This window comes from Exiguobacterium alkaliphilum (assembly GCF_018138125.1).
In the GTDB taxonomy this organism is placed as follows: Bacteria; Bacillota; Bacilli; order Exiguobacteriales; family Exiguobacteriaceae; genus Exiguobacterium; species Exiguobacterium alkaliphilum.
The window spans coordinates 113,967-132,666 of the sequence record NZ_CP073101.1 but is presented as its reverse complement, the minus strand read 5'-3'; the positions used below and the strand labels follow the sequence as shown (position 1 = coordinate 132,666).

Below are 18,700 nucleotides of genomic sequence, written 5' to 3'. Positions count from 1 at the left end.
GGTTCAAAAAATGGATCACTCTTTTTTTATTTATTTTCGTTTTTTTGTTGAAGTGTGCGATAAACCCCTGGTGCGACGCCATATTTTCGTTTAAAGATTCGATGGAAATACGGATACGAATGAAAGCCGGACTGTTCGGCGATCTGTTCAAGTGAGTGTTGTGTGTAACGCATCTGTTCTTCAGCGAGTTGAAGGCGAATCGACTGAGCGTAGGCGATGATGGTCAGACCGGTTGCTTCTTTAAAGAGATGCACCATGCGCGAGACACTCAGTCCGACCGCGTCGGCGACGTCCGCGACTTTAAAGTCGTCCGTCGCGTGGCTTTCGATATAGCGCATCATGCGGGAGACGACGGGCGGCCGCGTATTCATCCGATTCTCATGCATCGCCCGGTCAAGCATGAAGAGTAGCGCTTGGACGAGCGTCTCGATAATCCGCTCATCTTGGTCGATTGCAGGACGCCGCGCCTCTTCTGTGATGTGTTGCCAAAGCGATAGCATGCGTGCATCAATCGGAATGGACGTCATCGTCTGACGGGGCGCTTCTTCCCACCAGGCATCGAGCGGGGCACCTAAACAAAACAAGTGATAGTCGCCGCTCGCCGGGGTGTCGACGTGGAGCGCGTAATCATCGCCCGGCCTGACGAGCAACAAGTCCCCAGGGCGTGCCGCATACGTCTCACCGTTGATGACGACGCGGGCCGTCCCCTCCGTCTGCAACCGAATCAAATACGTCTCAAGTTGATTTGGAAACGGAAAAGTATAGGATGTAGTGTGATAAGAATAGCCACAAAAGCCGATCTCCATCGAATCTTCCTTTCTTAATAGCAAAATCGTTCATATTTCAATCATATCATGGATAGCCATGTGTTCGAATAGACGGTACGATGAAGGCGACAGAACGTATGAGGAGGATGAACATGAAACAATGGTGGAAAGAAGCGGTCGTCTATCAAATTTATCCGCGCAGCTTTAACGATTCGAACGGGGACGGGGTCGGGGACATCCCGGGCATCACCGAGAAGATGTCTTATTTAGCAGAGCTCGGCATCGACGTCATCTGGCTCTCGCCGGTATACGATTCGCCGAACGACGACAACGGATATGACATTCGCGACTATCGCGCCATCATGGACGAGTTCGGCACGATGGCAGACTTCGATGCGATGTTAGAGGAAGCGCATCGTCACGGCATCAAAATCATGATGGACCTCGTCGTCAACCACTCGTCGGACGAACATCATTGGTTCATGGAATCTCGCTCGTCAAAAGACAATCCGTATCGTGACTACTACATTTGGAAGAAAGGCAAGGACGGACAGCCTCCGACGAACTGGGGGGCGTTCTTTGGCGGCAGCGCCTGGAAGTATGATGAGGCGACGGATGAGTACTATTTGCATCTATTCAGTAAGAAACAACCGGACCTCAACTGGGAGTCGGAGACGCTTCGTCGTGAAGTGTACGACTTGATGACGTATTGGCTCGATAAAGGGGTCGACGGGTTCCGGATGGACGTGATCAACATGATTTCGAAAGACCAGAGCTATCCGGACGGGGAGACGCGGGGCACGGGTTACGGCGACGGGACACCGTTCTTCTTTAACGGGCCACGCATTCACGAATTCATGCAGGAGATGAACAAGGAAGTACTCTCGAAGTACGACACAATCACGGTCGGCGAGATGCCGGGCGTGAGCGTCGAGGAAGCGAAACTGTATACCGCTGAAGATCGGAACGAGTTGAACATGGTATTCCATTTCGAGCACGTCGACGTCGGCAACGGGAGCTTTGGGAAGTGGAACCCGACCGATTGGAAGTTGACTGATTTGAAGACGATTTTCTCGCGTTGGCAAGAAGGGCTCGACGAGGAAGGCTGGAACAGCCTTTATTGGAGCAACCATGACCAACCGCGTGCCATCTCCCGTTTCGGGAACGATTCGGCAGAATATCGCGTGCGGTCTGGGAAGATGCTCGCGACGCTCTTACACATGTTGAAAGGGACGCCGTATATCTATCAAGGGGAAGAGTTCGGGATGACGAACGTCGCCTTCGATGCGATTGACAAGTATCGGGACATCGAGACGCTCAACGCCTATCGCGATTACACGTCGAACGGACTGCTCACGCATGAAGAGATTTTCCGCGGCATCCACGAGCGTGGACGCGACAACTCCCGGACGCCGGTCCAATGGTCGGCTGAGGCGCAAGGAGGGTTCACGACGGGGACGCCTTGGATTGACGTCAACCCGAACTACGTCGACATCAATGCGGAAGCGGCCCGGAAAGACCCGGACTCGCTCTTCCACTACTATCGCCAGTTGATTCAGCTCCGGAAACAGAACCCGGTCGTCGTCTACGGGAAGTATGAACTGCTCTTACCAGACGACGAGGCGGTATATGCGTTCACACGGACGTACGAAGGTGAGACATGGCTCGTCCTGTGTAACTTCTCGGATGAGGAGCAAGTGCGGGAACTCCCGTTTGAAGTGAACGAACGCGTCATCGGAAACATGGAACCCGTGTCCCCGTTCACGCTTCGCCCGTACGAGGCACAAGTGTATAAAGTGTGACAAAAAACTCGCCTTTAGAGGCGAGTTTTTTTGATGCTGCTACGTCTCGCGCGTTCTTTCGGGAATAGGATACTATGACCTGACCGAAAGGGGGAAACGAGATGAAGACATTGATCACCTATTCAAGCCGCTACGGGACGAGCGAAAAGGTCGCACGTCTATTGGCGGACCGATTACCGGGGGACGTCCACGTTCAGGATGTGGTCGAACGGCCTGACGTAGACTGGGCGGGCGTGGATCACGTCATCGTCGGCAGCTCAATCCGAATGGGGAAAATCCAAGACGAGATGACCGCTTGGCTTCACATCAACGAGTCGGAACTGTTGAAACGCCCGCTCGGACTCTATTTGTGTGCCGGCACCCCGACCGCCGCGGAACGCAAACGGGAACTTGAAGCGGCTTATCGGGACGCGTTACGGGCGCATGCCTATTTCGTCGAAGTCGTGGGCAGCGGGTATGACTTTGAACGCATGGGCTTCCTCGACAAGGCGATCGTCCGGATGATGGCGAAACAAACAGTAAGTTCGCTCAATTTGGACGAAGCGATGCTCGACGAGCTCGTCGAATCGGCTCAAGCGTCGCTCCGCACCCGTTCTGAGAATCCGTAAGCGAACACGTCGTGGGTGTCGAGTGGACTTTGGGAGGAGATGAGTGCATCTCCTCCTTTTTGTTCGCCCTCGATTCGATGAAGCGAGACCGTCGAAAGCCGTCCTCCGATTTTAATGGCGATCGGAGCCGAGTGACGGCAGGACACGTCTTCAATCGAGACACGGTCCGTATGGTTCGCCCCGCCGAACAGTTCGATGTCGGCACGGGCCGATGTGAATCCGCTCGCCGTGATCCGCTTCAAACGCACGTTACGCGATTTGTATTGAATCGCGAGTGCCGGTTGGGCCTCGTAGTCGTAGGCCGTGTCTCCGAGTGCGGTGAACCCGTTGATGAACACATCTTGATAAGCGGAGATGACGAGACTGCGAGGCGAGGACTTTTCGTATAAGCCGGACCGGACCGGTTCAATGGAGACGAGGTTCGTCCCGGAGAGGAACCGGGCCGTCTTCGAGTCCGGGTCGTCCGCCAAATGGTGGCCGATGTGGCGGAAGTTATACGAACGGTTGTCGTGATACGACACGTGCCCGAAAATGTGGACGTCATGGGCGGCCGAGGACGTGGCGTGCGCCTTCACCTCGATCCCGCCGAAACAGCCTTCGGTCAAATTATTGACGAGGACGACGTGACGTGAGCCGTCATCGACCTCAATCCCGTTCGAATTCGAAAAACCGGCCGTGTGCGTTCGACCGTGCGGGTGGTGGCAATAACAGTTCGTGATATAGATGGCGTCGCTGTGATGGGTCGTGATCCCATCGTCCCCGTAATGGGTCGCCTCGCATCGGTCGAGCCAAACGTAACGGCTCCCGTTCGCCGCCCGTAGGCCGTCCCCAAGATAGTGGTAGTGGGGCGCCGTGATGTCGAACGCGTGCAAGCCGGCATTCTTCGCCGTCACATGGTGAATCCAGCCGAACGTGACATGGGCGAACGTCAACGCACTCGACGCCGTATCGCCGCTCGACGTCCGTTCGACGTCGCCGAGGCGATCGACGTTCCAATCGAGCGTGAGATGGGCGACTTCGATATGGTGGTTGCCACGGAACGGTGTCGCATTCCGGAGTAGACGTCGATGTTTCGGGGCCCCGTCGGCGAGCTTAATCACGGTCTTGTCCTGTCCGGCCCCTACGAGTACGCAGTTCGATGGCATTCGAATCCCTCGGACGACGTACGTCCCGGCTGGTACGTGGACGCGCCGATTTGAACGAAGGGCGAGCCGGAAGGCGAGCGTGCAGTCGGTCCTCCCGTCCCCGACGGCCCCGTACTCGGTCACATCGACTTGGTGTGTCGTTGCTTGTGTCAGATTCAAATATTCCGCGTCCAGTCGTCTCATCCAAACGGGGCGCACCATATCGTCTGCCACTTCGAGGGGAAGGGCGTTCGTCACCGGTACGATTCGTTCGGTCAATGGAAGACGTGACGGTTCGGTATGATGTTGATGCGGATAGGACTCGCGGCGAGTCGCTTCATGCCAAGCGAGCGTATCCGTCCATAAAGATTCCTCCGCATAAGCAGAGTTGGCGCGAATCGTGGCGTGGGGATTCGATCGATTAATGGCCTCCATGGTCTGTCTCCTCCTCGTGATGACTTCCCTCTGACTGTACCCGATTTCGAAGTATTTTTAGCAAACCGAAGTATTTAGTAGACAGAAGCATTTGTCCGTGGTATATTACATATGTGCTTAATTAAGAATAGCTGGAAACATAATTCACAAACGCTTTGGATTATTTTTCGTTTTAAGATAATCCCAGAGGTTTGTGCTTTTTTTTGGTCAGTTTTTTCTAGTAAGGCACTACTATAACGCTCAGCGTTTATTTCAGGAGGGTTCATTATGAACACAGGTAAAGTAAAATGGTTTAACTCAGAAAAAGGTTACGGCTTCATCGAAATGGAAGGCGGAGACGACGTATTCGTACACTTCTCAGCAATCCAAGGCGACGGCTTCAAGACACTTGAAGAAGGCCAAGCAGTAACTTTCGAAATCACTGACGGAGCTCGTGGACCACAAGCTTCTAACGTTGAAAAAATCTAATCTTCCTTAACTTTAAGGAATTTTACAACCTGTCCGCATCTGCGGGCAGGTTTTTTTGTGTTTAATCGCGTGCCTCCGGGGAAGAGTATACGAGTGACAATCACAAGGAGGGTATTCGAAATGGATGCATTGCAAACGGCAAAAGATATTTTGAATCACAGCAACGTAGGGACGATGGCGACTGTCTATAAAGGAAAGCCGCATAGCCGCTACATGACATTTTTCCACGATGAATTGACGCTCTATACCGCGACCTCGAAAGACACAGATAAAGTCGACGAGTTGAAAAACAATCCGTATACACATATTTTAATCGGTTACGATGGCGACGGTGTCGGCGATACGTATTTAGAGATTTTAGGGGAGACGACCGTGTCGGACGACGAGTCGATGAAAGAAAAAGTGTGGAACGAGAAGCTCGAAGGTTGGTTCGACGGTCCGGATGATCCGAAACTTGTCATCTTGAAAGTGACGCCACAATCGATGCGGGTCATGAATAAGAAAGGGCAACCACCGCAAGAAGTTCAGTTATAAAGGTCGACGTGACGTCCAAACGGGCGTCTTTTTTGTGGAATTTCCAAAAAGTGACTGACTTATGACACACATATGGACGAACGGTGAACGATTGTCATAACGTATGTGAAAAACTGAACATGAGTGGTATATTGTGAATGTAATCACATATAAGTCATCATTCCACATAACAAGGAGGTATTATCATGTTCACAAAGTTTTGGCAAAACCACAACATCGCGACCGGCATCTTGACCGTACTTCGGATTTGGCTCGGTTATCACTGGCTCACGGCCGGGTGGGGAAAAATCACAGGCGACTTCGCATCTGGTGGCTATCTTCAAAACGCAGCGTCGCTCGCGACGGGCGACCATCCGGCGGTGGCCGGTTGGTGGGCCGCCTTCCTCGAAGGCTTCGCGATTCCGAACGCAGCGTTGTTTGACATCTTGATCCCGTATGGTGAGTTTTTGGTCGGTCTTGGCCTCTTGCTCGGAGCGTTGACTCGTAGCGCCGCTTTCTTCGGTCTCGTCATGAACATGGCGTTCTTGCTCTCAGGTACGGTCAGCACGAACCCGACGATGCTCATCGTTTCGGTCCTCATCCTCGTCGCCGGTTACAACGCTGGGAAAATCGGGATCGACGGGTTGTTCCTTCGCAAGTTCGTTGAAACGAAAGTCATGCATCGTTCACCAAATCGTCAAATAGCGTGACGACTTTCTGACATTCTCCTGTGACAAACCGTTCGTTGTTCGGCTACGATGAACATAGCATGGATTGCAAAGGAGAACAGAAATGAACGCTACACAGTTTAAATGGCTCGGATATACGGAAGGCATGTCGTTCTTATTGTTATTGTTTATCGCGATGCCGCTCAAGTATTTAGCGGGTATGCCGCTCGCCGTCAGCATCGTCGGTGCGGCGCACGGATTCTTGTTCGTCGCGTACGTCGCGGCTGCCGTCTACATGGCGTGGCGCTTCCGCTGGAGTTTCAAAGTGCTCGTCCTCGCGGTCATGGCGTCGGTCATCCCGTTCGGACCGTTCCTACTCGAAAAACGAATTTTACCTTCAACAGAGAAGACATCGAACTGAGCGGTTCGATGTCTTTTGGCGTTCATGCACTTTCCGCGTCTGCTGACACAGCTGCTTTTTCGGCAGCGATGTCGTGACGGATCCGATACATCGCAAGCAGCGTGATCGATAGCAGGCAGACCATGCAGACTGTATAGAGGAAAGTGACCGATACCCATTCACTCAAGGCGCCGAACAAGATGAAACCGAGCGGCGTGATGCCCATCGCGAGTGATTCGAGCACACCGATGACCCGACCGAGGTAGCTCGGTTCTGTATTCGTTTGTAAATACAGTTGCATCGGAATGTTGACCCGGATGATGAAAAAGCCGCTGAACAGCGTGAAAGCTGTTAAAAAAACGATGGCCGGTGTAATCGAGAAGTCAAAATAAACGGGCACGGCCGGTGCGATAAAGAGGCAACTCATGACGATGAGCGACGTTCGGACTGTCGCGAGGCGATACTTGATCGCAAATATCGGTAATGCATGGGCGAGCGAGGCGACTAAAAAGCCGACGGCGAACATGCTTTCTAATAAACCGAACTGGAGCGGGCTCGTTCCGATTTCTTGCAAGGCGACAATCGGAAATAACACTTGTGAAGCGACGAAGAAAAAGTTGAGCAGTGCGGCAAGGACGGTCAACGTCCACAGCACGCGCTGCCGTTTCAAATAGCGGAAACCGGAACGGACGTCTTCCCACGTCGAATGATCGGCGGAAGTTTTTTCATATGATTGAAAGGTGAGCCGGGAGGCGAAGAGAGCTGCGATGATAAAGAGCAGTGACGAGCTGAACAGAAACGCTGAGATCGGTAGAAGGAGGAACAACGCCCCGGCCAACAGTGGTGTACCGATACTCGAGATCGAGACGACGCTTTGAATGAGCGAGTTGGCACGTTGCAGTTCGTCTTTATCAAAAAGAAAAGGAATCGAACTCGACAGCGTGACCGACAAGAAAGTCGAGACGATAGAGAGCAGACATGTGATAATCAAGAAGACAGGGACGCCGAACGTCCAAACGAGACTCGCAGCGCCTGCGAGAAAGAACAAGGCCGCGCTCAACGATTCCATCGTGATGATGACACGCTTGCGGTTCAGTTTATCGGCATAGACACCGGCGAGCGGGGATAACAGGACGCGGGGCAACGTGCCAAAAAGAAGGACGAGCGCGAACTGGAGTCCGGAGCCTGACGTCGTCAGGACGGTCAAGCCGGCGACGAACGTGAACAGGCTCGAAGCGAACAGCGACATGAATTTCCCGAGCAACAAGACGTACAAGTTTGGTGATGTGTTCATCAGAATCATTCTCCTTTACTATAAAGTTCAATTTAATTTAACTTTTTTAAAGAGGTGCTCTATGATTGGACAACAGATTAAAGCGTTACGGAAAGAAAAAAAGTTGACCCAAAGCCAGCTCGCAGAAGGCATCATCACGAAATCGATGCTCAGTATGATTGAGAACGGCAAGGCGGAGGCGTCGATGCGCAGCCTACGCGAGATTGCGAAGCGACTAGACGTGCCGGTACAGTCGCTGCTTGTCGATGCGCGAGAAGCAGATTTACAGAAAATCGTCGAGGAGATTGAATCGACACAAGGGACGCTCCAATCATGGAAAGATGAAGACGTCCAACAAGCGCTTCGTCCTTATTTAGAAGACGAGATGAACTCGGTATGGCAAGGGAAAGCTTATACTTTATTCGCGGACACGATGTTCAATAATGGAGAGCAACAAAAACTGCTTGAGCTATACGATCGGGCAATTGCGGTGTTTGAGCGGTTCGAGGAGAAAGAGGAACTGATTATGGCGCGCATCAGCCAAGCCTTTTATCTGCTTATGTGGAATCGTTTTGACGAGGCGATTGAGCGCATTGATATGCTTGAATTGATTGATTTGAGGAGCATGAAAACGAAGACGCGTGTTGAGTTCAGTATGTTGATGGTGTTCCGGAATATGTTGTATGACGATGATTTGCCAGGTGCGATTCGTCGTCTTGAAGATACACTCGATTATATGACACGGACAAAGATATACTATCGTGTGGACGATGTATATCGTGTCATCGCGATATGTGCCCTGTATTTAAAAGATGAGGATTTAGTCTTAAGTGCGCTAGAGAAAGCGAAGCAATACACTGCCTTTACAGGGGATGTATCAATGAAAATACGTGTCGCGATGACCGAGGCGCTCTACGCAATTGATTATCGGAAAACAGACCTTCTAAAACAGCAAATTTCGGTTATGGACCAATTATTAGCGGGGAATGAAGAGTTCATTGCCGCATTCGAGATGAGTAAAGGTGTCTATTTCGCACTGACCGGTGAGACAGAAGTAGCTCGGAAGTCGTTTTTGAAGCTGTTGGAGCACCATGATCAGTGGGCGAAGCATGGTTTTGTCGACCAAGCCATTTACTTCGAGGGATTGTTAATTGGAACGAGTCACGGTTGTGGGGATGAGTGGATACCGTTGATTGAAAGAGAAGTCGGTTTATTCCCGGAAGGTCGTTTCCGGAGCCACCTTACTTCGATGATGAAAAAAATCAAGGGCTGATGACTCAGCCCTTGAACGTTTGAATGAGTGTTCCTTTCCCATCCTCGACTTGAATCGAGGCGTGCGCGCCATTGACGAGCGTCAGTTGTGGCGGCACGTGCCCGCAGTCGATGTCATAGATGACGGGTACGTCGAGCATGTCATGAAGCTCGGCATAGACGTCTTCGGCCGTATAGCCTTGGACCGGTTGTTGCGCCTCGCTTCGGCCGAACAAAATTCCGCTCGTATGATCGAACCAACCGGCCCACTTCATTTGAAGCAGGGTCCGTTTGAGTGTGGGCACATCGAACTCAGCGTTCTCGAAGTACCAAAGAATCGGCTCCCCGTTCAAATGCTCGCGTTGGAACGTGTGGATGTCGCCATAAGGCGTGCCGATTGTATGCAACAAGACGTCGATGCAACCGCCGAGCAGTCGCCCTGTCGCCTCGGTGCCGCCCATCGCTTTCCATTCGGTCGTCTCGGTCAAATGATAGATGTGCGGAGTCGGGTTCCCGTGTTGCCATTCCTTTTGATAATGCTCCGAAGCGCGTTGAATGACGGTCTCGCCTTCTTTTGCCGAGACGACATCGAGCCAACGTGAACTCGTCTCGTCCCACTCCTCGCCGCGAAGGTCGACGAGGTTCGTCCCATGCGCTGAGGCGATGCCGGTTTTTAACGTATAGACGAATAGAAATAAGCTGACGTCGGAATAACCGAGCATCCATTTCGCCGGTAGCGCGTCCCAAGCGATACGGTCTAGAATTTCAATCAATAGCGTCCCGCCCCACGGCGGGATAATCAAATCGATCGTCTCGTCTTGAAACAACGACGTCAGCTCACTCGCGCGGACGTCGGCAGGCGCCGACTTGGCGTTTGACTGCGTCCAACTCGACGGCTGGAAGCGTAACGTGAAACCATGACGGTTGAACGTCTTCTCCGCTTCATGGAGTAGATGGTGAAGTTCGGTCGGGATGCCGGATGAGGGCGCCGTGACACCGACCGTTCTGCCGGTCAGTTGGGGATAACGAATCATAAAGGCCTCCTGTGGATAAGTAGTGGAATGAAGTGTGGAATCGGATTATCCACATGTGGACAAGTCACTTTTGACGCATATGCTCCGCATGACGGATGCCCCACGCGTTCATCGTCTCGAGCACCGGGATGAGCGTCCGTCCGTATTCGCTTAATCGATAGTCGACGCGCGGCGGCACTTCCGGATAGACGGTCCGGATGATGATGTCGTGCTCTTCTAAATCACGGAGTTGGGCCGTCAGGATTTTTTGACTGATGTTCGGAAGCGCGCGTTTCAGTTCACTGAACCGGAGTGTGCCTCCGTTAATGAGGGCGAGTAAAATCGACGGCTTCCATTTGCCCGTAATCAGTTCGAGCGCCGTATCGACTTCACAACTTGAGATTTTCGTCACAACGTTCTCTCCTTCATAGTATCCTTTACGTAACTATACCACCTTTTTGTGCCGTCTTCTGTCGATTTCACTTAGCGGGTATACTCAAAAGAGAGGTGAAGAACATGAAACTAACAAATATCAAATTAGGTGCTGTCACGTTGCGCGTCAGCGACTTGAACAGGATGCAAGCTTTTTATAAAGAAATCATCGGGATGGACGTTCTCGACACGAGAGACGGGTACGTGACGCTCGGCACGGAAATGACGCCGCTCGTCATCTTGCATGAAGTGAAAGGCGCGCGACCAAATCGTCAAGCGGCTGGCCTGTTCCATTTCGCCATCCTTCTACCGGACCGAATCGAGCTCGGCCGAGTGCTCCATCATTTAATCAGTCGTCACATCGAGGTCGGGCAAGGGGACCATTTGGTGAGCGAGGCGTTCTATTTGAGCGATCCAGAAGGGAACGGCATCGAACTGTATGCCGACCGACCTCGTGACCAGTGGGAATATGAGCCGAACGGGCACGTGAAGATGTCGACGGATCCTGTCGACTATCAATCGATGCTCGAAGCGGCGGCCGATCGCCCGTTCACGGGACTGCCGTCCGGGACGACGATGGGCCACGTGCATTTCAAAGTTCGTTCTCTCGAGACGGCGCGTTCATTTTATGCGGATCGCCTCGGTTTCACGGTGACGACGGACTCTTATCCGGGTGCCTTATTCTTGGCGGCCGACGGCTATCATCATCATGTCGGCACGAACGTTTGGGCGCGACCGAGCATGCCGATGGGCGAAGAGGCCGGCATCGAGGCGTGGACACTGCTCGTCGATGCGGCGACGAACGAAGCGCTCGGTGGGACGACGAGCGAATGGTCGCTCACCGATTCAGACGGCATTACGGTCAATATAAAAAGCGTGGACTGATGTCCGCGCTTTTTAACGTGCTGTCATTTTTTTCTGGCCTGAATCGAACGAGAGGCGAAGCCCGCGTTTTTTATACGCTTGCTCGACTCGTTTTGGGTTGATGCTAAGCTCGAGATGAGCGAGCTTCAAATGTTCAAGCTGTGGCACCGTGACATCGAGACGGACGAGCTCCATGTTGCGCTCGGCTTTCTTACGGGTGCGTCTCAAGTTACGGGGCACTTCCTCTGACGTCAGTGCCGCGATCGTTTCGTTGATTTGTTGTCGTTTGTCGCCTTTGACGCTCAGTGCCGTATACAATTTTTCGAGCGAACCGAATCGCTTAATCAATTTTACCGACTGGCTCTCGTCAAGTCCGGCCACAGGAGGAATCCCGTCAGAACGGTCTCCTGTCAACGCCTTGACGGCTGAGAGTTGTTTCGGCTTCAAGCCTTCATAGAGTGCTGCAATCTCCTCAGGGCGAATCTCGAGATGTCGCTTGAGCGGGAGCGGGCGGTTGTCTTTAATGTCGCAACGCGCCTGCATCTGTTGCAGTTCTTGAGTTTGAAGCCAAACCGTGATGCGTGGGCTCACGAGCTGAAGCAAATCTTTATCCTTCGTCATGATGACGACAGGTGCGCTACAGCTGAACTTCCGCGCGATGTGGGCGATCAAATCTTCTCCTTCATAGCCTTCGACTTGATATTGCGGGATGCCGCTCTCTTCAAGGAGTTGGCGCATGAGTTCCATTTGAGCCTTCAATTCGGGCGGTGTTTGGCGACGGCGGCGTTTATAACCGGGATAAAGTTCCCGACGCCACAATGTTTCACGTGATACGTCCCAAACGACGACAAAATGGGTCGGACGATGTCTGCGTAGAATCGTCCGGATGAGGCCGGTCATTCCGATGACGGCGCTCCGATCGTTTTTTGATACCTCGCGTCCTTTTTTCGTTCGGCTCGCGGCGGCACCATAGTAGGCACTGGCCAGCATGGAGTTACCGTCAATTAAAAATAGTTTACGTTCCATGCGTAACCTTCTTTCTGTAGTTGTTGGACCGAGCAATCGTGAATAACTCGGTGATGTTGTGTCAATGAGTGGCGTGCACTCAAATAAGCAACATATGTGCAGTATAGCACGACAGGACATGAAAATATAGCGACAGTTCTGAGCGCATAAGAAAAGCCTTCCCGACGTGGAGTGGGAAGGCAAGTGGAAGCGTCAATCGATTTCAGCTTGAATCTCGTCTCTGTGGGCGAGAATCAAGTCGACGAAGACGATGCGGTGGTTATCGACTTCACGGACGATTAATTCGTGATCACCGGGCAGGACGAAGCGTTCGCCGGCTCGGGCGTTCGCTTTTTGTGACAAGACGAACCCGCCGACCGTGTCGACGTCGTCTTCAATCTCGATCCCGAACCGTTCCTCGACTTCCTGTGTGAGGACGAGGCCGGACAGGCGATAGTGCCCCGGGGTGACTTCCATGATTTCGGCCTGTTCGTCGCGGTCGAACTCGTCACGAATCTCGCCGACGATTTCTTCTAAGATGTCCTCAATCGTGAGCAGGCCGGCCGTGCCGCCGTATTCATCGATGACGAGACACATCATCGTCCGTGCGTTTTGCATCTTCACCATCGCTTCTTGGAGCGGGGTGAACTCGGTCACGAGCGGCAGTTGATGGATGAACGTCGCGAACGGGGCATCACTGTTCGCGAGTTGGGCCGTGAACAACTGCTTCGCGTTCACAAAGCCGAGCACGTCGTCCCGGTCGCCGTCGCGTGTGACCGGATAGCGCGTATATTGGTGCTCTTGGACGGTGGCGATAATCGAGTCCATCGAATCTTCCTCGTCAATCGTGACCATGTTCATGCGCGGCACCATCGCGTCTTTCGCGACGCGCTCGTCGAACGAGAAGATGTTTTGCACGTAGGCGAGCTCGTTCTCGTTAATCTCCCCGCTCTTGAAGCTCTCCGTCATGATAATCTTCAGTTCTTCCTCGGAATGCGCCGTCTCTTGAGCGGTCGTCTGGACACCGAACAAGCGAAGCGTGAGCCGGGCCAAACTGTTCAACACACGGATGAACGGATACATAATCTTCGTGAACCAGTAAAGCGGACGTGCGACGAGGAGCGTCAACTTCTCGGCCTCGTGAACAGCGAGCGTCTTCGGGACGAGTTCACCGATAACTACATGTAAGAAGGCGATCAACAAGAAGGCGATTAAAAATGACAAGAACGTCGAAGTGGTCGCCGAGACGTTGAAGACGTTGACGAGCGGTTCCATCATCCCTTCGATTTGATCGGCGCCGATCCACCCAAGGCCGAGCGCGGACAAGGTGATGCCGAACTGAGACGCGGAAAGGGAATCATCGAGATTCTCAATCACTTTTTTTGCGACGATGGCGCGCTTGTTTCCTTCAAGAACGAGTTGGTCGAGTCGTGCGCCCCGCACTTTGACGATTGAAAATTCGGCAGCGACAAAGAACGCGGTCAAGAAGATGAGCAAGGCAACGATGATTAAACTGAGTAACGTGGGACTGTCCAAAAATTCCCCCAAAAATCGGGGAGTCACCTCCATTGAAGTAAGATTGTACGTCTTTCAGGCAATTCCTGAAAACGAGTAGTTTGTTTCAGTATAGTGGATTTACTTTAAATATTCAAAATCAAGGTCGGGAGGTTTCGACAAGAGGGGAATGAGGGAACTACAAAGCGAGAAGCTGAAGGAGGGAACAGTATGGCAAACTATCCAGAGTTAAAAGGGAAAGTCGCGGTCATCACGGGGAGTTCGAAAGGGATTGGGCGTGCCGTCGCCGAGCGCTATGCGAAAGAAGGCGTCCATGTCGTCTTGAACTATCGGAGTAGCGAAGACGAGATGAACGAAGTCATTCGTGGCATCGAGGCGAGTGGCGGGAAAGCGGTCGCGGTAAAAGGGGACGTCGCGGAAGAAGGGCTCGCCGAGAAGATGATCGAGAAAGCCGTCTCTGAGTTTGGGAAGATGGATATCTTCGTCAACAACGCCGGTGTCCAAGTCGAAGCGAAGACGCACGAGATGGAGCTCGACAATTGGAAGAAGATTATCGATACGAACTTGACGGGCACGTTCCTCGGTGTGCGTGCCGCGTTGAAATATTTCGTCGAACACGAGATTCAAGGAAATATCATCAACATGTCGTCGGTGCATGAAGTCATCCCCCGCCCAGGTTATACGCACTATGCGGCGAGTAAGGGTGGCGTCAAGATGTTCACAAAATCGGTCGCGCTCGAATACGCACCGAACAAGATTCGCGTGAACGCCATCGCACCAGGTGCGATCGATACACCGATCAACGAAGAGACGATGCAAGACCCGGAAGAGAAGAAAGGGCTCGAGGCGCTCATCCCGACGCATGAGATTGGTCGTCCGGAACAAATTTCGGCGGTCGCCGCATGGCTCGCGTCAGACGAGTCATCCTACGTGACTGGTACGACGATTTTCGCCGACGGTGGCCTTTCGCTCTATCCGTCGTTTGGCCCTGAAAACAAAGTCCAATAAGAAAAAGGGGTTCGCGCGATGCGGACCCCTTTTTGTTAGCTACTCATCTTGTCTTCGGCTACATACTTTGGCAACGTGATGGTGAATGTTGAGCCATGACCGACGCGTGAATCGACGTGAATCGATCCGCCATGCCCTTCCGCAATCTCTTTACAGATGGCAAGACCGAGACCGGTGCCGCCGATTTTACGGCTGGCCGAGTTGTCGACACGATAGAATTTATCGAACAGTTTGGAAATCGCCGATTCAGGTATTCCGATGCCTTTGTCTTGAACCGAAATCTCAATCGTGTCCGTTTGATCATGCGTGACGCAGACGGCAACCTTCCCCCCGTCCGGCGAATATTTAATCGCGTTGTGCAGCAAGTTCGTGAACAGTTGACTCAACCGATTCCGGTCCCCATAAACGAGGAGATTCGTATCACATTCGAGCGTGAGCGCATGGTGTTGGCTCGCGCCTTGATGTAGCGCAATCGTTTCGGACAAAATGTCATGCAGGCGTTCGGGTTGGTACTCGTACGCCTGTTGACCAGACTCCATGCGCTGGACGTCGAGCAGATTCGAAATCAAGTCCTCAAGGCGAAGCGTCTCTTGATGAATCATCCCTAAATACTGATCGACGCGATCTGGCTGTAAGCTCCGATAGCGCAACAGTTCCGTGAAGCCGATGATGCTCGTGAGCGGTGTCCGCAACTCGTGGGACACCGTCGAGACGAGCTCGGTCTTCAGACGGTCGACTTCGGTCTCTTGTGTCACGTCACGGAAGACGAGCATCGTGCCGTGTCGCGTGCCCCGTAAATGAATCTTCTCGGCATACATTTGAATGAAGCGTGCTTCTTGGTTCATCGAGAACGTCACGCTCTCTTCCATGCCCTCACCTTCGAACGCATGGCGCATGAACGAGAAGAACGCGTCTTTTTGGTCGACTTGAAGTCCGAGCGCTTCTAAATCGGCGTCGAGTCGATATAAGTCCATCTCGTTTCGTTTTGTGATGGCTTGATTGAACATGACGAATAGCGCCTGGTTCGCCATCTTCTCGTTCGTCGTATGTTCGACATAAATGACAGCATCTCGAATCGAGTGAAGCAGACGGGCCGTCTTTTCACGTTCCTCTTCGACTTGATGACGCTGCATCGCGAGCGAAGAGGCCATTTGACGAAACGAGTCGGTCAATTGGCCGACCTCATTTCGAGACGAGGCCCACTGCATCGGCACGATTTGTTCATCCGCAAGTCGACCGCTGTTGACGATCAAGTCTTGGAGCTGACCGGTCAACCGCTGAACGTACGGACGGGCGGCGATGAAGAGGACGAGGAGGACGGCGAGGAGGGATAACAACCAGAGTACTTGCGCCCACTTCGTATGTGTCGCAAGTTGCTCACGAAGCATGTTCTCCTCATCGTTCAATGAGTTTCGATATTCCGTGAACACGGACTCCATGTCGACGATGCTCGCGCTCATATCCGCGGCGCTCTTCGAATTGATTTTAAACTTCCGGTCTGCCGGTGGTTCCGCTTGCGGCGTCACCTTGCCGAGTGTCGGCATCTGCAAAAACGGCTCGGTGACCGTACCGGTACGTTTCGCTACGACATAGCGCTCTAGGCTCGGCATGACACGTTCCTGATATGCCGAGAAGAGCGTCCGAGCGTCGCTCGCATACACTTTCTCTTTTTCAGTGACCGCATTCGCTTCAAACCAAGCGGTCTGCGTCTCAATCAATGCTTGTTTATCTTTGACGCGGGTGAGCATCTCCTCGTCACCGAGGATGACGTAGCCGCGCATCTCATATTGCATGGACTGCCACGTCTCGAATAACTCAGTCGCATTCGTTCTGCGTTCGCTGACATTCTCGAGCGAGGTCGTCGTCTGTTCAATTCGATTTTCCGTATAGACGTACACGGCAAGTGAGGTAAGGAGGATCAGTCCGATGAATAAATAGAAGACGAATAAAAACTGTCTTCCGATCCGCTGGTCAATCCATGCTTTCATAATAGACCGTTCCTTCCTGGAACTACGTGCATTCCATCTGTGACAAAATCCTGTCTGGTTCGTTCCTTCATTGTACAGATTTCAACCAGCCATTGCCACCAATCAAGAAATTCTCGGAAATTCACTATTATTCATTGACCAATAGTGAACGATGGGCTATTGTTTAATATATAGTAGAGGAGGCGGGATGATGAATCCTCAATTTAAGAAGGGCGTGCTCAACTTATGTGTGCTCGCGCTCGTCGAACAAGGCGACCGTTACGGCTATGAGCTCGTCCAAGCCATTTCGGCGAAAGTATCCATCTCGGAAGGTGCGGTCTATCCGCTCCTTCGGCGGCTAACGTCCGAAGGCTACTTCACGACGTACTTGAAAGAGTCGGCTGAAGGACCGCCGCGAAAGTATTACACGATCACGGACCAAGGGAAGATGCATTTAGAGGCGTTACGAAACGAGTGGGAATTGTTCACAACAGGCGTCAACGAATTGATTAAAGGGGGAGACGACGTATGACAGAAGAACAGTATTTGGGAGAGCTCGAACGATTACTTACCGGGGTGAGCGTCATCGAACGAGTCGATATGTTGCGTGACGTGTCCGAGTACTTTGCGAACGGACGGGCAGACGGGAAGACGGACGCAGCGATGATTGAGGAGCTTGGGCGGCCAGAGACGTTAGCCGGTGAGCTGCTTGGGTCGACTGAGTCCTCTTCTGAAGTCAGTCGTAAAGAGCCGACCGTCGTCAAAAGTCAGAACGTGGCGTTCCATAACGTCTCCATCGACGTCCTGCAAGCACACGTCCGCGTCGTTCCGTCGCATGACGGTTTTGCCTACGCCACGCTCGAGACGGAACGGGACCACGGGGTGACGATGAATATCGTCGGGGACACCTTGGAAATCCGAATCGAGTCCGAGCGTCGTTTCGGTCTATCGAATTTGTTTGCCTGGGCGGTGACGAAGGCCCCGGTGCTCCACGTCGAGCTGCCCCGTCATGCGTATGAGCAAGTCGTCTTGAAAAATCGTCACGGCTCGTGCGACTTGCGAAACCTAGATGCGGCATCGGTCGAAGTCGAGAGCGAGAACGGAAGCATCACGGTTCACACCGTGAATGCGAAGCGCGGCTCTTTCCGCTCCTCGAACGGGAAAGTCAGTCTCACGGCGATGAGCGGTCAGGCGTTACATGCCCATTCATCGAACGGGCGCGTGGAAGTAGGCACCTCGAGCGTCGATCGATTAGAGGTCCACTCCTCGAACGGACGTCTCGATATCCATGACGTACGAGGCACTGTCGAGGCGAAGACCTCGAACGGTCGGATCGACTATGCGATTGATGCGCTCGAGCACCCAGTCCGCCTGAAGACGAATAATGGGCGCATCGATGTTCGGTTGAAACGTGAGCCGCGTGACGCCGTCATCCGTGCGAAAACGAACAATGGCAAAGTCGAGTTGTTCGGGGACCGGGCGAACGAGCGGACGTATGGGGACGGTTCGGTTGAACTTAGACTGACGAGCTCGAACGGAAGCATTACCGTTGAACAAGCATGAAAAAGACTCGCGCGTGAGCCCTTC

19 protein-coding genes are annotated in these 18,700 nt (G+C 52.8%); 11 read left to right on the top strand and 8 right to left on the bottom strand.

The window, feature by feature from the left end:
- Positions 1-26: 26 nt before the first annotated feature.
- A complete protein-coding gene (locus KB235_RS00740; protein ID WP_211780110.1) occupies positions 27-806 on the bottom strand; it encodes an AraC family transcriptional regulator in 780 nt (259 codons plus the stop codon).
- Positions 807-919: 113 nt separating this feature from the next.
- On the opposite strand from KB235_RS00740, the gene KB235_RS00735 reads away from it, so the two are divergent.
- Together KB235_RS00735 and KB235_RS00730 are read left to right on the top strand one after the other, a co-directional pair.
- Positions 920-2,569 (top strand): glycoside hydrolase family 13 protein, encoded by a 1,650-nt coding sequence (locus KB235_RS00735; protein WP_211780109.1) that lies wholly within the window; start codon positions 920-922, stop codon positions 2,567-2,569.
- Positions 2,570-2,670: 101 nt separating this feature from the next.
- Entirely contained in the window at positions 2,671-3,177 is a 507-nt protein-coding gene (locus KB235_RS00730) for a flavodoxin domain-containing protein (protein ID WP_034816827.1), read from the top strand.
- On the opposite strand, the gene KB235_RS00725 is transcribed toward KB235_RS00730, so the two are convergent.
- Positions 3,141-4,736 carry a glycoside hydrolase family 55 protein gene (locus KB235_RS00725; protein ID WP_211780108.1) on the bottom strand — a complete coding sequence of 532 codons (1,596 nt, stop codon included), beginning with the start codon at positions 4,734-4,736 and terminating at the stop codon, positions 3,141-3,143. The genes KB235_RS00730 and KB235_RS00725 overlap by 37 nt on opposite strands.
- Before the next feature lie 267 nt (positions 4,737-5,003).
- Here KB235_RS00725 and KB235_RS00720 point away from each other — a divergent pair, with 267 nt between their 5' ends.
- From KB235_RS00720 to KB235_RS00705, 4 genes are all read left to right on the top strand, one after another.
- A complete protein-coding gene (locus tag KB235_RS00720) occupies positions 5,004-5,204 on the top strand; it encodes a cold-shock protein (protein WP_016507985.1) in 201 nt (66 codons plus the stop codon).
- Positions 5,205-5,324: 120 nt separating this feature from the next.
- Positions 5,325-5,738 carry a pyridoxamine 5'-phosphate oxidase family protein gene (locus tag KB235_RS00715; protein WP_034805259.1) on the top strand — a complete coding sequence of 138 codons (414 nt, stop codon included), beginning with the start codon at positions 5,325-5,327 and terminating at the stop codon, positions 5,736-5,738.
- 185 nt (positions 5,739-5,923) lie between these two features.
- Positions 5,924-6,427 (top strand): DoxX family membrane protein, encoded by a 504-nt coding sequence (locus tag KB235_RS00710; protein WP_034805257.1) that lies wholly within the window; start codon positions 5,924-5,926, stop codon positions 6,425-6,427.
- 82 nt (positions 6,428-6,509) lie between these two features.
- Positions 6,510-6,806 carry a DUF3817 domain-containing protein gene (locus KB235_RS00705; RefSeq protein WP_034816822.1) on the top strand — a complete coding sequence of 99 codons (297 nt, stop codon included), beginning with the start codon at positions 6,510-6,512 and terminating at the stop codon, positions 6,804-6,806.
- A gap of 22 nt (positions 6,807-6,828) precedes the next feature.
- Here KB235_RS00705 and KB235_RS00700 read toward each other — a convergent pair whose 3' ends face one another.
- Entirely contained in the window at positions 6,829-8,079 is a 1,251-nt protein-coding gene (locus tag KB235_RS00700; RefSeq protein ID WP_246514280.1) for an MFS transporter, read from the bottom strand.
- Between the two features lie 61 nt (positions 8,080-8,140).
- On the opposite strand from KB235_RS00700, the gene KB235_RS00695 reads away from it, so the two are divergent.
- On the top strand, positions 8,141-9,331 hold the full coding sequence (locus KB235_RS00695; RefSeq protein ID WP_211780107.1) for a helix-turn-helix domain-containing protein: 1,191 nt from the start codon (positions 8,141-8,143) through the stop codon (positions 9,329-9,331).
- Between the two features lie 4 nt (positions 9,332-9,335).
- Here the strand turns inward: KB235_RS00695 and KB235_RS00690 are convergent, their stop codons facing one another.
- Complete coding sequence (locus KB235_RS00690) at positions 9,336-10,343, bottom strand: S66 family peptidase (RefSeq protein WP_211780106.1); 1,008 nt, start codon at positions 10,341-10,343, stop codon at positions 9,336-9,338.
- Positions 10,344-10,407: 64 nt separating this feature from the next.
- On the bottom strand, positions 10,408-10,734 hold the full coding sequence (locus tag KB235_RS00685) for a winged helix-turn-helix transcriptional regulator (RefSeq protein ID WP_034805242.1): 327 nt from the start codon (positions 10,732-10,734) through the stop codon (positions 10,408-10,410).
- A 104-nt stretch (positions 10,735-10,838) separates the two neighbouring features.
- On the opposite strand from KB235_RS00685, the gene KB235_RS00680 reads away from it, so the two are divergent.
- Complete coding sequence (locus KB235_RS00680) at positions 10,839-11,639, top strand: VOC family protein (protein ID WP_211780105.1); 801 nt, start codon at positions 10,839-10,841, stop codon at positions 11,637-11,639.
- A gap of 12 nt (positions 11,640-11,651) precedes the next feature.
- On the opposite strand, the gene KB235_RS00675 is transcribed toward KB235_RS00680, so the two are convergent.
- Both KB235_RS00675 and KB235_RS00670 read right to left on the bottom strand, forming a co-directional pair.
- The gene (locus tag KB235_RS00675; RefSeq protein ID WP_034805239.1) at positions 11,652-12,644 is read right to left on the bottom strand and encodes a 5'-3' exonuclease; all 993 of its coding nucleotides are present in this window, start codon (positions 12,642-12,644) and stop codon (positions 11,652-11,654) included.
- 192 nt (positions 12,645-12,836) lie between these two features.
- On the bottom strand, positions 12,837-14,159 hold the full coding sequence (locus KB235_RS00670; protein ID WP_246514278.1) for a hemolysin family protein: 1,323 nt from the start codon (positions 14,157-14,159) through the stop codon (positions 12,837-12,839).
- A 189-nt stretch (positions 14,160-14,348) separates the two neighbouring features.
- Between KB235_RS00670 and KB235_RS00665 the strand changes: the two genes are divergently transcribed.
- Positions 14,349-15,146 (top strand): glucose 1-dehydrogenase, encoded by a 798-nt coding sequence (locus tag KB235_RS00665; RefSeq protein WP_034816812.1) that lies wholly within the window; start codon positions 14,349-14,351, stop codon positions 15,144-15,146.
- A 35-nt stretch (positions 15,147-15,181) separates the two neighbouring features.
- On the opposite strand, the gene KB235_RS00660 is transcribed toward KB235_RS00665, so the two are convergent.
- Positions 15,182-17,134, bottom strand: coding sequence for an ATP-binding protein (locus KB235_RS00660; RefSeq protein WP_211780103.1), 1,953 nt, complete (start codon positions 17,132-17,134; stop codon positions 15,182-15,184).
- A gap of 190 nt (positions 17,135-17,324) precedes the next feature.
- On the opposite strand from KB235_RS00660, the gene KB235_RS00655 reads away from it, so the two are divergent.
- Positions 17,325-17,645 carry a PadR family transcriptional regulator gene (locus KB235_RS00655; protein WP_034805234.1) on the top strand — a complete coding sequence of 107 codons (321 nt, stop codon included), beginning with the start codon at positions 17,325-17,327 and terminating at the stop codon, positions 17,643-17,645.
- Entirely contained in the window at positions 17,642-18,676 is a 1,035-nt protein-coding gene (locus tag KB235_RS00650; protein WP_211780102.1) for a DUF4097 family beta strand repeat-containing protein, read from the top strand. Before KB235_RS00655 ends, KB235_RS00650 begins: the two co-directional genes overlap by 4 nt.
- Positions 18,677-18,700 lie beyond the last annotated feature (24 nt).

What these genes read in the sequence shown, in the direction of transcription:
- KB235_RS00660 (WP_211780103.1), bottom strand. Translation starts at nt 17,134, where the DNA reads ATGAAAGCATGGATTGACCAGCGGATCGGAAGACAGTTTTTATTCGTC.
- KB235_RS00705 (WP_034816822.1), top strand. Translation starts at nt 6,510, where the DNA reads ATGAACGCTACACAGTTTAAATGGCTCGGATATACGGAAGGCATGTCG.
- KB235_RS00725 (WP_211780108.1), bottom strand. Translation starts at nt 4,736, where the DNA reads ATGGAGGCCATTAATCGATCGAATCCCCACGCCACGATTCGCGCCAAC.
- KB235_RS00740 (WP_211780110.1), bottom strand. Translation starts at nt 806, where the DNA reads ATGGAGATCGGCTTTTGTGGCTATTCTTATCACACTACATCCTATACT.
- KB235_RS00650 (WP_211780102.1), top strand. Translation starts at nt 17,642, where the DNA reads ATGACAGAAGAACAGTATTTGGGAGAGCTCGAACGATTACTTACCGGG.
- KB235_RS00710 (WP_034805257.1), top strand. Translation starts at nt 5,924, where the DNA reads ATGTTCACAAAGTTTTGGCAAAACCACAACATCGCGACCGGCATCTTG.
- KB235_RS00730 (WP_034816827.1), top strand. Translation starts at nt 2,671, where the DNA reads ATGAAGACATTGATCACCTATTCAAGCCGCTACGGGACGAGCGAAAAG.
- KB235_RS00655 (WP_034805234.1), top strand. Translation starts at nt 17,325, where the DNA reads ATGAATCCTCAATTTAAGAAGGGCGTGCTCAACTTATGTGTGCTCGCG.
- KB235_RS00720 (WP_016507985.1), top strand. Translation starts at nt 5,004, where the DNA reads ATGAACACAGGTAAAGTAAAATGGTTTAACTCAGAAAAAGGTTACGGC.
- KB235_RS00690 (WP_211780106.1), bottom strand. Translation starts at nt 10,343, where the DNA reads ATGATTCGTTATCCCCAACTGACCGGCAGAACGGTCGGTGTCACGGCG.
- KB235_RS00675 (WP_034805239.1), bottom strand. Translation starts at nt 12,644, where the DNA reads ATGGAACGTAAACTATTTTTAATTGACGGTAACTCCATGCTGGCCAGT.
- KB235_RS00700 (WP_246514280.1), bottom strand. Translation starts at nt 8,079, where the DNA reads ATGAACACATCACCAAACTTGTACGTCTTGTTGCTCGGGAAATTCATG.
- KB235_RS00695 (WP_211780107.1), top strand. Translation starts at nt 8,141, where the DNA reads ATGATTGGACAACAGATTAAAGCGTTACGGAAAGAAAAAAAGTTGACC.
- KB235_RS00735 (WP_211780109.1), top strand. Translation starts at nt 920, where the DNA reads ATGAAACAATGGTGGAAAGAAGCGGTCGTCTATCAAATTTATCCGCGC.
- KB235_RS00680 (WP_211780105.1), top strand. Translation starts at nt 10,839, where the DNA reads ATGAAACTAACAAATATCAAATTAGGTGCTGTCACGTTGCGCGTCAGC.
- KB235_RS00715 (WP_034805259.1), top strand. Translation starts at nt 5,325, where the DNA reads ATGGATGCATTGCAAACGGCAAAAGATATTTTGAATCACAGCAACGTA.
- KB235_RS00665 (WP_034816812.1), top strand. Translation starts at nt 14,349, where the DNA reads ATGGCAAACTATCCAGAGTTAAAAGGGAAAGTCGCGGTCATCACGGGG.